Here is a 14,485-nt window from a genome sequence, read left to right as displayed (position 1 = left end):
TCAGCAGCGAAAGAGGGACGGGGGAGGGGGCTCGCCACGCGGCGGCCCCCCGCCAAGTCCACCACTTTTGATGCTTTCTCTTTGACCCAGCTTGGCGGCGTTGTCCAGGGCAAGGGCGGTTATGGCCCCGCCGCGCGATTAGGACCCCATCATCGCGGGATTGGTCACGAGCAGGACAACGTGCTTCACGTTCGGTCTCCTGATGGAGAGCTGCGGGTGCCTCTCGGCTGGGAACGGCAGCCAGCATGCACCGGGTGGGGTGCGCTGTCAGGCAGGCCCGCCAATCGCCCGGTTGAACACGTCCTTACGGGAGGAGGCGAGGCTTCAGGCGTTCAGGCCGCCGTCCACCGTCAGGGTGGCCCCGGAAATCTGCCGCGCCGCCGGGCTGGCCAGGAAGGCCACCGCCGCCGCCACGTCCTCTGGCTTGCCGTAGCGGCCGAGCGGCGTCTGCGAGCGCAGGATTTCGGCATGGTCGCCGTTCGCCGGATTCATGTCGGTGTCGGTCGCCCCCGGCTGGACCAGATTCACCGTGATGTCGCGCGGGCCAAGCTCGCGAGCGAGGCCGTGCGTCAGGGCGATCTGCGCCGACTTGGTCATCGAATAGACGGTGACGCCCGGGGCGGTGATGCGGTCGGCGAGGCACGACCCGATGAAGACGATGCGCCCCCCGTCCTTGAGATGCGGGATGGCCGCCTGCGCCACGAGCACCGCCGCGCGCACGTTGACGTTCAGAAGCGCGTCGATGTCGGCGAGGCTCATCTCCGCGACCATGCCCTGGCGGGCAATGCCGGCGTTGTTGACCAGGACGTCGAGGCCGCCGAGCGCCTCCACCGTCCGGCCGACCAGGGCCGCCATGGCCGCCGGATCGGCGCTGTCGGCCGGGATGGCGACCGCGCGCCGGCCCTTCGCCTCGATCGCCCGGACGACCTCGGCGGCGCGCTCGGCCGACCGCTCGTAGGAGATCGCCACATCCGCGCCCTTGTCGGCGAGCGCCAGCGCGATGGCGGCGCCGATGCCCCGCGAACCGCCCGTCACCAGGGCGCGCTTGCCAACCAACTCACCACTCGGCTCAACCATGATCCGGCCTTTCTGTGTCGTTCGATACAAAAATAGCTAGAGGCGTTCGGTACCTCGGTCAATGGTTTTTGTATTGATCGACACAAAAATAGAACGCCGCTGTCCGAGGCCATTGCCCCCACGCGGCGGCGGGATTAAATAGTGATCGATGCAGAAATCACGCCCGACTCCGCCCACCGAGGACAGGACCGCCCAGACGGCCGGCACGCTGCCCGCCCGTGGGCGCGGACGACCGCGCGCGTTCGACCGCGAGGCTGCCCTGACCCAAGCGACCCGCCTGTTCTGGTCCAAGGGCTACGAGGCCACCTCCATCGCCGACCTGACGGAGGCCATGGGGATCGGCTCGCCCAGCCTTTACGCCGCCTTCGGCTCGAAGGAAGCGCTCTACGTCGAGGCGGTGAACCACTACCGCAAAAGCTACGAGGGGTTGGTCTGGGGGCGGTTTGCCGCCGCCGGCACGGCGCGCGAGGCGGTGATGGCGCTGCTGATGGACTCGGCCGCGGCGCTCACCGGCTGCCGCGGCGACATCCCGCGCGGCTGCATGGTGACGCTCTCCGCGGTCGGCAGCGAGGGGCACGCCGAACTGGGTGAAGTGGTGCGGTCGGCGCGCGCCTCGGCGGTCGGCATCCTGACCGAGCGTCTGACGCGGGCCGTGGCCGAGGGCGAGATCCCGGCCTCGGTCGATCTCCACGCGCTCGCCCGTTTCGTGCAGACGGTGCAGGCCGGCATGTCGATCCTCGCCCGCGACGGCGCGGAGCGCGCCGAGCTGGAGGCCGTGGCCGAGGTCGCGATGCTGGGTTGGGACGCCCGCGTCGGCGGCCGCCCGGCCCCCTGAGCTTTCCGGACGCGTCCGGTGTCACTCACGGGGGGTGGCTTCGCCTGCCAATGAACAGGCGAAGCCGACAAGGTTGCCGTCAGCTGGGTTTGACCATGTCCTGCCAGTGGCGGTGCAGAAGCGCGACGTCGCCGCTGGTCAGGATCGGCATGGCGCCCTGCAACTGGTCATCGGACCAATCCCACCACCTCATCTCAAGCAGCAACGCAATGAGATCGTCGTCGAAGCGCTTGCGGATCACCCGGGCGGGGTTGCCGCCCACGATCGCGTAAGGCTCGACGTCCCGCGTCACCAAGGCCCTCGTGCCGATCACAACGCCGTCGCCGATGGTGACGCCGGGCATGACGATCGCCTCCGAACCGATCCAGACGTCGTTGCCGATCACCGTGTCGCCGGCAGGCCGATAGCCATTCCGGGCGCCGGCGAACGACGGGACCTCGGGCATCCAGAAGAAGGGAAAGGTGCTGATCCAATCGTTCCTGTGGCCTTGGTTGCCTGCCATGATGAACGCCGCGCCAGACCCGATCGAGCAGAAGCTGCCGATCACCAACCGGTCGACGCCCTCGTCCGGGAGAAGGAACCGGGCGCAGTCGTCGAAGCTGTGGCCATGATAATAGCCGGAATAATAGCTGTACCGGCCGACGATGATGTTCGGATTGGTGACCTGCTTTTCCAGCAACATGCCCTTGAACGGGCTTTCAAAGACGTTTTCCATGAAGTTGCTCACTGCCTGTGAGCCGCCGACGCGGCCGCTTTCCGCCTGCGCGCGGGCGCAGGGACACACCGCGGGCTCCCCTTCCGGGGCGCGCGCGTTCAGGCTCTCCGCGTCGAACGCGTCAGAGCACGATGCAGGTGGTACTTGGGCTCGCCTTCATGACGGAACTCTATACGGCGGGAAACGCGGATCGCCAAGGGCGAACGCGGAGCAATCCAACCGCTTGGTCCGGCAGGTGGGAATCAGGCTTGACGGAAATCATCCGATAGCGGATTAATTGCTCCTCTGCACCAAGGAGAGGAGTCATGCAGACCTTGTGGAACGCCCTGCTGCGGCAGTGGCTGGACCGCGACGGCGACGACGCCGGCGTGGAGACGCTGAGCGCCCACCTGCGGCGCGACATCGGGCTGGACGGAACCGAAGCGGGCTATGTTCCGGCCCAACACATCCGGGAGCGGAACCTTTCGGATGCCCGGTCATTTTTGACGTTGCAAGCGTATCGCTGACAGGCGATACCCGATCCTGCGGTTCCCTTCGGGGCCGCGCCTTCCTTCAACCCCTGCCTTCCTTCAACCCATGGAGACCACGATGAAAGCCATCGTACCCACCACCCCGAATCGCCGACAGGGCGATTGGTCCAACCATACCACCCAGCGAGCTACCGGCTCCCTTCTTCAACCCAGCGCATTGGAACGCGAATTCCGGATATCGAGAGGAAGCCATGTGTGTCTTTTTGGGGTTTTGCGGTCGTTCGGTCTTCGTTGAGCACGCCCACTGGGCCTCTCCGGATCGTTTCTTCGACGCCCGGCGGGATAACGGGGAATTCGTGATATGGCTTGGACGCCTGAACATCATCTACACACCGGCCCGATGGGGTCCTCGCTCGGGGAGGGTCGCTGATGCCGGCCCACGTTCGCCCTGACGAGGTGACCACCGTCGTCCATGTGCTCGAGGCGTTTCGCAAGCTCGATCCCGACCTGCCGATTCAATACGCGCTGTCCTTCATGACGATCGCGCAGAACGAAGGGATTTCCATCGGCGAGCTTGCGGAACGCCTGGGCATCGCCCAATCCTCCGCGTCGCGCAACGTCGCGGCCCTCAGCCGCTGGCACAGCTTCGGGAAGGCCGGACTCGACCTCGTCCAGGCCCAGGAAGACCCGCGCGAACGCCGCCGCAAGATCGTCACGCTCACCGACACCGGCCGCGCCTTCCTCGAGGAACTGCGCGCCATCGTGAAGCCGGTGGTCCACACCCCGTCCGAACCGCGCCGCGCCCGTTCGGCCTGAGTCCACCTGCCCATCCGTTGTGTTCGGTCCGCAGCGCTTGACCGGGGTGGCCCATCCTGCCACACCAGCCCCGGACCCACCGACGGACCCGCGCGCCATGACCTCCTCCGCCTGCCCCTGCTGTTCCGGCCTTTCCTTCGAGACCTGCTGCGGCCCGATCCTGGCCGGCGCGCCCTCCGCGACGGCCGAGGCGCTGATGCGGTCGCGCTACACCGCCTTCGTGCGCCACGACCTCGACCATGTGGAGCGCACCCACGCGCCGGAGATCCGCGACGACTTCAACCGCGCCGAGGCGGAGCGGGTGGCCGACGAGTGCGACTGGCAGCGGCTCGACGTGCTGCGCGCGACGGAGGAGGGCGACGAGGGCACCGTCGAGTTCCTGATCCATTTCCGCCGAGACGGCCAGGACATGCGCCACCACGAGCGCGCGTCCTTCCGCCGCGTCGACGGCCAGTGGCTCTACAGCGCGGGCGAGGTGAACCCGAAGGGCGAGCCGCGCCGGGTCGTCAAGGTGGGCCGCAACGAGCCCTGTCCCTGCGGGTCAGGAAAGAAGTTCAAGGCCTGCTGCGGCCGGTAGAGGCCGGACGGGGACCCGGACCATGGAACCGCGCTTCGCCTGCACCGCCTGCGGAAAATGCTGCCATGGGCTGCTGCCGCTGACGCTCACGGACGCGGTGGCCCACGCCGTCCGCTTCCCGCTGGCGCTGGTCTGGACGGTGGTGCGGTCGAACGCGAAATCCTACGACCTCGCCACCCGGCTGGGCACCAGCGTGCGCCTGCCCAACCGCAAGACGGTGGCGGTGCTGATCCAGCCCACCGCCTACCTGCCGAACCATTTTCCCTGCCCGGCGCTCCAGCCCGACAACCTCTGCGGCATCCACGCCGACAAGCCGTCGCGCTGCCGGACCATGCCCTTCTACCCCTACCGCGAGGAAAAGGATCAGGCCGACCTGCTGGTTCCGCGCAAGGGCTGGGAGTGCGACGTCTCGGCGGAAGCGCCGGTCGTCTACCGCAACCACGCCATCCTCGACCGCAAGGACTTCGACCGCGAGCGCGCCGAACTGCTGGAGCAGGCGCCGGTCATGCGCACCTACGCCGACTATGTGCTGAAATACATGCCGTGGATCGTCAACGATCTGGCGAAGATGGCGGCGGCCCCGGCGGGGGGAAAGCTGGTCACCAGCCTGTCCTCCTTCCTGACGGCGACCCGGCGGACCGATGCGCGGGAGCTGGCAGCGGCCCAGGCGCCGCTGATGCAAGCGATGGCCGAGCGCACCCGGACCGATCCGGCGCTGGCGGATTTCCACAGGAACTACGCGGGCTGGGCGAAGGAGATGGAGCGGCTGGCGCAGCGGGGGTGACCGCTCCGTCGGCAGACAACAGGGTCTTCACGGATTTCACAGATTTGGACACGGATTTCGCGGAATTTTTCCATCCGGTTCATCCGTGCCCAAATCCGCGAAATCCGTGAAGAATCCGCACGTCTTCAATCAGGCGGCGATCCCCAGCCCCTGGCGCAGCAGCCCGACCAGTGCCCGCACCGCCCGTTCCTGTTGCTCCAGCGTCAGGCCGGAGCGGCCCGGCTGGTCGGCGACCTGCTCCGGCAGCGGCGGCAGGTGGACGAAGCCCATGGGTACGTCGAGGTCCGTCGTCTCGATCACGTGGCGGGCGCGGTAGAACAGGTGGTTGCAGACGAAGCCGCCGGCATGGTCGCTGAAGGTCACCGGCAGGCCGGCGATGGCCAGCTCGCGGACCAGCGTGGGGACCGGCAGGGTGGAGCCGTAGGCGGTCGGCCCGTCCGGCTCGATGGCGTCGTCGGTGCGCACCACCCCCGCATTGTCGGCCTGCTCGCTCTCGTCGCGGTTCCAGGCCAGCCGCTCGATCTTGATGTATTCGGACCCGGCGGCCAGCCCGAAGCACAGGGCAGCGGCGGGCCGGTGCTCCTCCAGCAGGACGGCGAAGGCCACGCCGCAGGCGTCGTACTCGACGGGCAGGACCGCGGTGACGATCCCCGGCTCGCCGGCCAGCCGCTCCATGAGGAGCGCCGTCGGGTTGACGGCGTGATCCCCGAAGGGCTGGAACCCGGTGAGCAGGATGGGAGCCGTCACGGCGGACGCCTTTCGGTCGGGGTGTTCAGGGACGCAGAAGGCCGATGATGTCCTTCACGCCGTTCAGGTTTGCCTCGGCGATGGCCGCCGCGCGCTCGCCGCCGCGGCGCAGCAGGCGGTCGATCTCCGCCTTGTCGTCCAGCAGCTCCTTCATGCGGGTGGTCATCGGGGCGAGCTTGGCGACCGACAGGTCGACCAGCGCCGCCTTGAAGCCGGAGAACTGGGCGCCCGCGAACTGCTGCACCGTCTGCTCGCGCGTCTGGCCAGACAGGGCGGCGTAGATGGTCACGAGGTTGTCGGCCTCCGGACGCTTCTCCAGGTCGGCCACAGTGTCCGGCAGCGGCTCCGGATCGGTCTTGGCCTTGCGGATCTTCGTCGCGATGGTGTCGTCGTCGTCGGTCATGTTGATGCGCGAATATTCGGACTCGTCCGACTTGCTCATCTTCTTGGTGCCGTCGCGCAGGGACATCACGCGCGTCGCCTCGCCCAGGATCTGCGGCTCGGGCAGCGGGAAGAACTCGGTGTCGTAGCGGCGGTTGAAGGCGCCGGCGATGTCGCGGGCCAGCTCCAGATGCTGCTTCTGGTCCTCGCCCACCGGGACGTGGGTCGCCTTGTAGAGCAGGATGTCGGCGGCCATCAGCACCGGGTAGGAGTAGAGGCCGAGGTTCGCCATGTCCTTCTGCTTGCCGGCCTTCTCCTTGAACTGCGTCATGCGGTTCAGCCAGCCGAGCGGCGTGTGGCAGGAGAGGATCCAGGCCAGTTCCGAATGGGCCGGGACGAAGGACTGGTTGAAGAGGATGTTCTTCTCCGGGTCGATGCCGGCGGCGATGTAGGCCGCGGTGACCTCGCGGATGTTGTTGCGCAGGACCTCCGCGTCCTGGTCGATGGTCAGCGCGTGCAGGTCGACGACGCAGAAGATGCACTCGTAGCTGTTCTGCAGCTCGACCCAGTTGCGCAGCGCCCCCAGATAGTTGCCGAGGTGAAGCTGCCGGGTCGGCTGCATGCCGGAGAAGATGCGGTTCACGGGAGGTCTCTCGCTCGAAACTTCTGGAAGGCGGCTGTTATCGCGCCGGAACCGGGCGGGGTCAAGACACGGGCGGCTCCAATTCCGGAGTGTCCTTGCGCAGGAAGCCCTTCAGGTCGGCAAGGTCAGCGGCGCCGGTCAGCTGCGCCAGCGTCCCGAACACCGCCACGCCGCCGCCGACCAGCAGGGCCAGCGCGCCGAAGCGGACCAGAGTGGACGCCGCCTCCAGCCACGGCGCCAAGGCCGACGCGCCGGCCAGCAGCGCCGCCCCCATTCCCAGCGCCGCCGCGGCGATGCGCGGCGCGCGGCCGAGGAAGCGCCCGTCCAGCTGCAGGAATCCGCGGCGGCGTAGCGCGTGGGCCAGCAGGGCGAGGTTCAACCAGGCGGTCAGCCCCGTCGCCAGCGCGATCCCCACATGCCCCAACACCGGCATCAGCGCGATGCCCAGCGCCAGGTTGGCCACCGTCACCACCACGGCGACGCGCACCGGGGTCGCCGTGTCCTGGCGGGCGAAGAAGGCGGCGTTCAGCGCCTTGACGATCACATGGGCGGGGATGCCAATTGCGTAGGCGCCCAGCGCCCAGGCCGTCGCCTGCGCCTCCGCCGGGCCGAAGGCGCCGCGCTCGAACAGCACCGAGACGATGGGCGCCCCGGCCACCCCCAGCGCCACCGCGGCCGGCAGGCCGAGCAGCAGGCTGAATTCCAAAGCGCGGCTGAGGTAGTGGCGGACCATCCGCTCGTCCCCCGCCGCGGCGTGGCGGGCGAGCACGGGCAAGAGCGCGGTGCCGATGGCGATGCCGATGACGCCCAGCGGCATCTGGTTCAGCCGGTCGGCGTAATAGAGGAAGGACACCGCCCCCGACGGCAGCAGCGAGGCCAGTACGACGTTCAGGAACAGGTTGATCTGCATGACCCCGGCGCCGATGGCCCCCGGCCCGACCAGCCGGAACAGGCGGCGCATCCCCTCGGTCATCCGCGGCAGGGTCAGGCGCAGCGTCACCCCCGCCGCCCGGCAGGCCCATCCCATCCAGACCAGCTGCACCACGCCCGACAGCGTCACCGCCGCGGCCATCGCCCGCCCCGGCTCCAGCCCCAGCCGCGGCGCGGTCAGCAAGGCGGCGATCAGCGTCAGGTTGAAGGCGATGGGGGCGGCGGCGAAGGGGCCGAAGCGGTCCAGCGCGTTCAGCACGCCGCCCAGCAGCGCCACCAGCGAAATCAGCGTCAGATAGGGAAAGGTCAGCCGCGCCATGTCGACGGCCAGCGCGAACTTCGCCGGCTCGTCGACGAAGCCCGGCGCCAGGACGTGCATCAGCGCGGGCATCCCCAGGATGGCCAGGGCGGTGAAGGGCAGCAGCACCGTCAGCAGGATCGCCAGCGCCTGCTCGGCGAAGGCCACCGCGGCGGCGCGGCCGTTGCGCTGAAGCTCCGCCGCGAACAGCGGGACGAAGGCGACGCTGAAGGCCCCCTCCGCGAACAGGCGGCGGAAGAAGTTGGGCAGTTTCAGCGCCACGAAGAAGGCGTCGGCCACCGGCCCGGCGCCGAGCACCGCCGCGGTCAGAATGTCGCGGGCGAAGCCGGCCAGCCGGCTCAGCAGCGTCAGGCTGCCGACGGTTGCGATGGCGCGGGCGAAACTCATCCGCCGACCGTCCCGTTCGGCGCCGATCCTTGCGGCGGCGGTACCAAAGAACCCGCAAAAGTTTGATTGCTCTCTATTTCCTGTATCATTGGTCGCCGGTTTGTCCATTGAAGGGGGAAGTCGGCTGGCGCATAATGACCATTAGGCAGTGTTTGAGGTCGGCAGTGCGACGAAGGATCGCTTTTCCGCGGGGGATGGAGGCTCGTCTCGTTCTTCCCGCCGTTGCGGTCGCCGTCGCCATCGCGGCGCTGTGGTGGACGCTGCTGACCCGCATCGACCGCGAGGAACGCTTCCTCGACCAGACGACCCGCCAGCACACGGCGGCGATGGCGCAGCTGGTCGAGGAACAGGCCATCGCCACCTTCCGCCGGCTGGACGATCTTCTGATCGACGTCGCCTCCCATGTCGAAAAGGACATTCCGCTCCTGATTCCCACCCGGCGGTCGTTCGAGGAAGGCTTGGCCGCCTCCATCCGGATTTACGACGCGAACAGCTGGCTGTCCATGGGCTTGGGGCGGACCACCACCCGCAATCCAGTGCTGGAGTGGGAGGAGTTCGCCCGGCACAAGTCGAACGCCCACCGGAAGGGGAATCAGAAGGGCTTCGTCATCGGGCTGCCCTTCGTCAGCCCGGGCACGTCGGACGTGTTCATCCCGGTGTCGCGCCGGCTGGAGGGGCCGGACGGGGCGTTTCGCGGCGTCGCCGTGGTGGACGTCCCGGCGGAGATCTTCTCCCGCTTCTATGGCCGGTTGGACCTGCCGCGCGACAGCTCGGTCGCCATTGCCCGCGCGGACGGCCCCCTGCTGGCCCGCCAAGCCCTTCAGGATCAGGTGTTCGGGCGCAGCTTCCGGGGCTCCGGTCTGTGGCCGGAGGCCGGCAGCGGAACGGTCCGGCACCATCGCGTCGTCAGCCCGGTGGACGGGGTCGAGCGCATCTACGCCTTCCGCGCCTCCGCCGACTACCCGCTGATGACGGTGGTCGGCGAGTCGGTGGAGACGGTGTTCGGCGCGTGGCGGCAGAACCGCTTCTATTCCATCATCTGGGCCGCCGCCGCCACCGCGGTGATCCTGCTGTTCACCACCGCCTTCCTGGTGGAGCTTCAGCGGCGGCGCCACGGCGACCGGGCGCTGCGCATCCGCAACCGTGCGATGGAATGGAGCGGCGACGGCATCCTGATCGCCGACGCCACCCGGCCGGGCGTGCCGGTGGTCTACACCAACCCCGCCTTTTCCCGGCTGATGGGGATCGGCCCCGGCGCCGCCGACGGGCGCGCCGCGCGGGAGGTGCTGGCCGGGCTGATGGGGGACGAGGCGGGGCTGGGCCCGCTGTGCGACGGCGCCGAGGACGCCGGGGACATGAGCGCGGAGTTCCTGCGTCCCGGCGGTGCCGCGGGTCCCGGTGCACCGGAGGTCTGGCTGGAGCTGCGCGCCTCGCCAGTGCGCGGCGCCGGGGGGAGGCTGGTCAGCGTGATCGCCACCGTCCGTGACATCACCGAGCACAAGACCGCCCAGGCCGCGCTGGCCGAGGCGCGGCGGGAGGCCGACCGCGCCAACATCGGCAAGTCGAAGTTCCTGGCGGCGGCCAGCCACGACCTGCGCCAGCCCGTGCAGTCGCTGATGCTGCTGATGGAGGCGCTGTCCACCCGCGCCACAGACCCCGCCATGCGCAAGATCCTGACCACCATGGACCGCGCGCTGGGCGCCCTGAAGATGCTGCTCGACGGGCTGCTCGACGTGTCGCGGCTGGAGGCCGGGGCGGTCGAGCCGAAGCGCACGGTCTTCCCGGTGACCGACCTGCTGGACCGCATCACCGCCAACAGCCGTCCGGTGGCGGTGCGCAAGGGGCTGCTGCTGCACATCATGCCCTGCGGCGCCCATGTGGACAGCGACCCGATGCTGCTCGGCCGCATCCTGCAGAACCTTGTCGAGAACGCGCTGCGCTACACCAACCGCGGGCGCATCCTGGTCGGTTGCCGGCGGCGCGGCGCGGTGCTGCGGATCGAGGTGTGGGACACCGGCATCGGCATCCCCACCGACCGGCAGGAGGACATCTTCCAGGAGTTCGTTCAGGTCGGGAACGCCAGCCGCGACCGCGACCAGGGGCTGGGGCTGGGGCTCGCCGTGGTGCGCCGGCTGACCGGCATGCTGAACCACCCGATCAGCCTGCGCTCCGAACCGGGGCGGGGGTCGGTCTTCCGGGTGGAGGTGCCGCTCGCCGATCCCCCCGTCCCGGCCGAGACGCTGCCGGAGGACTTCCCCGTGACCGCCCGCATGCGGGCCGGCGCCCGCGTGCTGGTGGTCGAGGACGACCCCATCGTGCGCGAGGGGCTGTGCGCGATGATCCGGCAATGGGGGCACGAGGTGTTTCCCGCCGCCAGCTTCGGCGAGGCGGTGGAGGCTTTGCGCCGTCACCCCGATCCGGACGTGATCGTCGCCGATTACCGGCTGGGCGAGGGGCACACCGGCACAGAAACCATCCGTGAGGTGCGGCGGCGGTCGAAGCGCCCGATCCCTGGCATCCTGGTAACCGGCGACACCGCCCCGGAGCGTCTGGCGGAGGCCGAGGCCGGCAAGTTCAGCATCCTGCACAAGCCCGTCCTGGCCGACGATCTGCGTCGGGCCATCGCACTGGCCCTGGCCCCGGCCGCGCTGGCCCCGCCGGCGCTAGCCACGCCGTCCGGCGCGGCGTCGCGCGAATTGGTCGACTGAACCAACCCTTCGCCATTCTAAAGGCCGTGTCATGCGCCGGGCGTGCGGCAGCCCGTGCCTGTTTGCCCATTGCGTCGAACCCGTCCCTTTGCTTGTTTGCCTGTTTCGGAGGCAGCGTCCGCGGTCTCCGACCCGAAAGCGTTCGACAAAAAGAACCTGTTCCCGGAGAGAGGAATCCACCCATGATCCGTGCGAAGCTGGCTGTGACCGCCGCCGCCGTCGCCCTGGGGGCCGGCCTGTGGGCCGGGGCCGCCCAGGCCGACATCACCATCGCGCTGGCCGGTCCGATGACCGGCGCCGCCGCCGCCTATGGCGAGCAGACCCGTGCCGGCGTCGAGGCCGCCGTGGCCGACATCAACGCCAAGGGCGGGCTGCTCGGGCAGAAGCTGGTCCTGACCATCGCCGACGACGCCTGCGACGCCAAGCAGGCGGTGGCCGCCGCCAACAAGCTGGTGAGCCAGAACGTCGCCGCGGTGATCGGCCATGTCTGCTCCGGTGCCTCCATCGCCGCCTCCAACGTCTACGGCGAGGAGGGGATCGTGATGATCTCCCCCACCGCGACCAGCCCGCAGCTCACCGACCGCGGCCTGAAGAACGTCTTCCGCGTCTGCGGCCGCGACGACCAGCAGGGCGAGGTGGCGGCCAAGCTGATCGCCGACCGCTACAAGGGCAAGAAGGTCGCCATCGTCCACGACAAGCAGGCCTACGGCCAGGGCCTCGCCGACGACGTGAAGCGCCGCCTGAACGCCGCCGGCATCACCGAGGCCGCCTTCACCAGCATCACCGCCGGCGAGAAGGACTATTCCGCACTCATCACCCGGCTGAAGTCGGACGGCGTGGACGTGCTCTATTACGGCGGCTACGATCAGGAGCTGGGTCTGATCGCCCGTCAGGCGGCGGACCAGCAGTTCCGCCCGCAGATCATCGGCGCCGACGGCATCCAGCCGCAGTCCTACTGGAACATCGCCGGCGATACGGCGGAAGGCACGCTGTTCACCTTCTCTCCCGACCCGCAGCGCAACCCCGCCGCCAAGCCGGTGGTCGAGGCCCTGCAGGCCAAGAACATCCGCACCGACGGCTTCACCCTGTTCGCCTACGCCGCGGTGCAGACCTACGCCGAGGCCGTGCAGAAGGCCAACAGCGCCAAGTCCGACGCCGTGGCGAAGGCGCTGCGCGCCGGCCCGTCCTTCGACACGGTGGTCGGGTCGCTGTCCTTCGACGACAAGGGCGACCTGAAGCAGCCGGGCTATGTGTTCTGGGCCTGGAAGAACGGCGAGAAGGTCCAGGTGGACTGAGTCCATCCGGCCGATTCGGAAAGGAAGGCGGGGCCACGGTGCCCCGCCTTTTTTCTGCCCGTCCGATTCTCGGCCCGCCTGATTCTCGATGGTCGGCGATTGCCAAGGGCCGGCACGAACCTTTTTCCCCGCTGCCGTGTTTGCGCAGAGGTAACCGAACACCGCCATTGGGCAGGGAGACCGCGATGCATCGCCACGCCGGACGCCGTTCGCGCAATCGCAGGACCGCCGGGATAATCCTGTGCGCCGGCCTTCTCGGCCTCGGCGCCTGCGCCTCGCTGGGGCCGCCGCGCACCGCGGAGCCCGCGCCTGGAGCGGTGGCGGCGTTGGATGGCATGGTGAAGGGACCCTGCAACCGTCCCGTCGCCTCCGTTCTGGCCGGGGAGGGGATTCCGGTCGGGCAGTTCCGGGCCGCGATCTACAGCGAAGCGCGCACCGGGCCGAGCGCGCGGGTGTCGCAGTACGAGATGTGGCTCTATCCGCGCGACAAGGCCGGCGTCCTCATCGTCAAGATGGACGAGAGCTGCCGCCCGATGCAGGTCTACACGCGGGAAGGCGTCAACGTGCAGGCCTTCAAGGCGGGGTAGGCGTCGCCTCGGCCGCTGGGACTCTGGCAATCGCCGACTCCGATTCCGGAGCCGGGTGGGTTGGCAATCGCCGACTTGCCTGCCGCCGACTCACCCGCGCGCGGCGGGGAGGATCTTGCGCTCCGGAATCGGCGGGGGCGAGGGGTAGAGCAGGACGCCGGTGTCGGAGAACTCCACCCGCGCCGCCTCGTAGACGGCCAGCGCCAGATCAAGCGCCACGCGGAACTCCGGCTTGAAGTGCTTCAGCTCCTTGTAGCCGCCGCCGAACTGGGTGAAGAGCGCCTTCCAGGTCACCGGAATCGGGTCGCGCAGCACATGCAGCCGGTAGGCCAGCCAGACATAGACGTCGATCGCCATCGAGCAGCCGCCGATGTGGCGGATCGCCGGCTCCCAGATCGGGACAGGGGAGCGCTTCAGCGCGGCGAAGAAGGTTTCCGACAGTTGCACCGTCTCGCGCCACAGGGTGCCCTGGCCGTCGTCGTCGCGCAGGCGGATGCCGCCGTTGACGATGTTCTCCTTGGCGAAGCCCTCGGCCCCATCCTTGTCCCAGAAGAAGGTCAGGCGGCACAGGTTGATGCGGGTCGCCTGCTCCTGCACCGCCTTGTAGGTGGACCCGCCGGCCGAGACGCCCATGCGGTCGAGCCAGTCGTTCATCGAGCGGCCCAGCTCGATCTCGCGGCTGTTGTCCTGGATGGCGCGGGTCTGGAGATAGAGCAGGATCAGCCGCGCCTTGGCGCCGTAGGGGACGCCGACCGGCATCAGGCTGCCGTCTCGCTTGCGCTCCTTGCCCGGTTCCACCAGCAGGGTGACGCGGCCCTGGTCGCGGCGCCATTCGGCGTCCGGCGCCAGCTTCCGGTGGGGCAGGCTGGTCAGGCAGAAGCCGGAGTAGGTGATGCCCAGCGCGTTGGACTCGTCCTCCAGCACCGCCGCCGCGACATCGACGACGCTGGCCCGCTTCGGGTCCACGAGGTTCCGTGCCTCGCGCCGGCCATGCGTCATGATGAGTTGGTGCACGTCGCCCATAGGTCCCCCCGTCCATTCTGCCTGCAGTCGATCATGCACCGCCCGGAGAGTCCATTTGGCGATCGCCGACGAGGCTAATTGAGACCTAATTGCTGGAGTCTATTTGCTAGGTCGGCGATTGCCTGGGGACGACTCGGGGGTGCGTCGGCGATTGCCAGAAGACTCGTCGGCGTTCGCCAAGGGACCGTGTG

The 14,485-nt window shown here is 69.0% G+C and carries 14 protein-coding genes; 8 read left to right on the top strand and 6 right to left on the bottom strand.

Features of this window, described 5'->3' with window-relative positions:
• Positions 1-324: 324 nt before the first annotated feature.
• Positions 325-1,077 carry an SDR family oxidoreductase gene (locus H1Q64_RS04330; RefSeq protein WP_237904519.1) on the bottom strand — a complete coding sequence of 251 codons (753 nt, stop codon included), beginning with the start codon at positions 1,075-1,077 and terminating at the stop codon, positions 325-327.
• A gap of 148 nt (positions 1,078-1,225) precedes the next feature.
• Between H1Q64_RS04330 and H1Q64_RS04325 the strand changes: the two genes are divergently transcribed.
• Positions 1,226-1,912, top strand: a complete 687-nt coding sequence (locus H1Q64_RS04325; protein ID WP_237904518.1) for a TetR/AcrR family transcriptional regulator — start codon at positions 1,226-1,228, stop codon at positions 1,910-1,912.
• Positions 1,913-1,991: 79 nt separating this feature from the next.
• Here H1Q64_RS04325 and catB read toward each other — a convergent pair whose 3' ends face one another.
• On the bottom strand, positions 1,992-2,627 hold the full coding sequence (catB, locus tag H1Q64_RS04320) for a type B chloramphenicol O-acetyltransferase (protein WP_237904517.1): 636 nt from the start codon (positions 2,625-2,627) through the stop codon (positions 1,992-1,994).
• 305 nt (positions 2,628-2,932) lie between these two features.
• Here catB and H1Q64_RS04315 point away from each other — a divergent pair, with 305 nt between their 5' ends.
• The 4 genes from H1Q64_RS04315 (at position 2,933) to H1Q64_RS04300 (ending at position 5,274) form a co-directional block, all read left to right on the top strand.
• A complete protein-coding gene (locus H1Q64_RS04315) occupies positions 2,933-3,133 on the top strand; it encodes a hypothetical protein (protein ID WP_137139539.1) in 201 nt (66 codons plus the stop codon).
• Positions 3,134-3,526: 393 nt separating this feature from the next.
• The gene (locus H1Q64_RS04310) at positions 3,527-3,913 is read left to right on the top strand and encodes a MarR family winged helix-turn-helix transcriptional regulator (protein WP_237904516.1); all 387 of its coding nucleotides are present in this window, start codon (positions 3,527-3,529) and stop codon (positions 3,911-3,913) included.
• Between the two features lie 97 nt (positions 3,914-4,010).
• Complete coding sequence (locus tag H1Q64_RS04305) at positions 4,011-4,490, top strand: YchJ family protein (protein ID WP_237904515.1); 480 nt, start codon at positions 4,011-4,013, stop codon at positions 4,488-4,490.
• 22 nt (positions 4,491-4,512) lie between these two features.
• On the top strand, positions 4,513-5,274 hold the full coding sequence (locus H1Q64_RS04300) for a YkgJ family cysteine cluster protein (protein WP_237904514.1): 762 nt from the start codon (positions 4,513-4,515) through the stop codon (positions 5,272-5,274).
• 129 nt (positions 5,275-5,403) lie between these two features.
• On the opposite strand, the gene H1Q64_RS04295 is transcribed toward H1Q64_RS04300, so the two are convergent.
• The 3 genes from H1Q64_RS04295 to murJ form a co-directional block, all read right to left on the bottom strand.
• Positions 5,404-6,021 carry a pyrrolidone-carboxylate peptidase gene (locus H1Q64_RS04295; RefSeq protein ID WP_237904513.1) on the bottom strand — a complete coding sequence of 206 codons (618 nt, stop codon included), beginning with the start codon at positions 6,019-6,021 and terminating at the stop codon, positions 5,404-5,406.
• A 25-nt stretch (positions 6,022-6,046) separates the two neighbouring features.
• Complete coding sequence (trpS, locus tag H1Q64_RS04290) at positions 6,047-7,045, bottom strand: tryptophan--tRNA ligase (protein WP_237904512.1); 999 nt, start codon at positions 7,043-7,045, stop codon at positions 6,047-6,049.
• Between the two features lie 61 nt (positions 7,046-7,106).
• On the bottom strand, positions 7,107-8,681 hold the full coding sequence (murJ, locus tag H1Q64_RS04285) for a murein biosynthesis integral membrane protein MurJ (protein WP_237904511.1): 1,575 nt from the start codon (positions 8,679-8,681) through the stop codon (positions 7,107-7,109).
• Positions 8,682-8,875: 194 nt separating this feature from the next.
• Between murJ and H1Q64_RS04280 the strand changes: the two genes are divergently transcribed.
• The 3 genes from H1Q64_RS04280 to H1Q64_RS04270 all read left to right on the top strand — a co-directional run bounded on the left by H1Q64_RS04280 (position 8,876) and on the right by H1Q64_RS04270 (position 13,271).
• Positions 8,876-11,389: an ATP-binding protein gene (locus tag H1Q64_RS04280; protein ID WP_237904510.1), complete on the top strand. Its 2,514-nt coding sequence runs from the start codon at positions 8,876-8,878 to the stop codon at positions 11,387-11,389.
• Between the two features lie 182 nt (positions 11,390-11,571).
• Positions 11,572-12,684 (top strand): ABC transporter substrate-binding protein, encoded by a 1,113-nt coding sequence (locus H1Q64_RS04275; protein ID WP_035670548.1) that lies wholly within the window; start codon positions 11,572-11,574, stop codon positions 12,682-12,684.
• Positions 12,685-12,869: 185 nt separating this feature from the next.
• Positions 12,870-13,271 (top strand): hypothetical protein, encoded by a 402-nt coding sequence (locus tag H1Q64_RS04270; RefSeq protein ID WP_237904509.1) that lies wholly within the window; start codon positions 12,870-12,872, stop codon positions 13,269-13,271.
• A 90-nt stretch (positions 13,272-13,361) separates the two neighbouring features.
• On the opposite strand, the gene H1Q64_RS04265 is transcribed toward H1Q64_RS04270, so the two are convergent.
• Entirely contained in the window at positions 13,362-14,294 is a 933-nt protein-coding gene (locus H1Q64_RS04265; protein WP_014238998.1) for a replication protein RepA, read from the bottom strand.
• Between the last annotated feature and the right edge of the window lie 191 nt (positions 14,295-14,485).

The organism is Azospirillum brasilense (assembly GCF_022023855.1).
Classification (GTDB): domain Bacteria; phylum Pseudomonadota; class Alphaproteobacteria; order Azospirillales; family Azospirillaceae; genus Azospirillum; species Azospirillum brasilense_F.
Note: the sequence above shows the minus strand (reverse complement) of the source record. Positions and strands in the feature narration are given on the sequence as shown.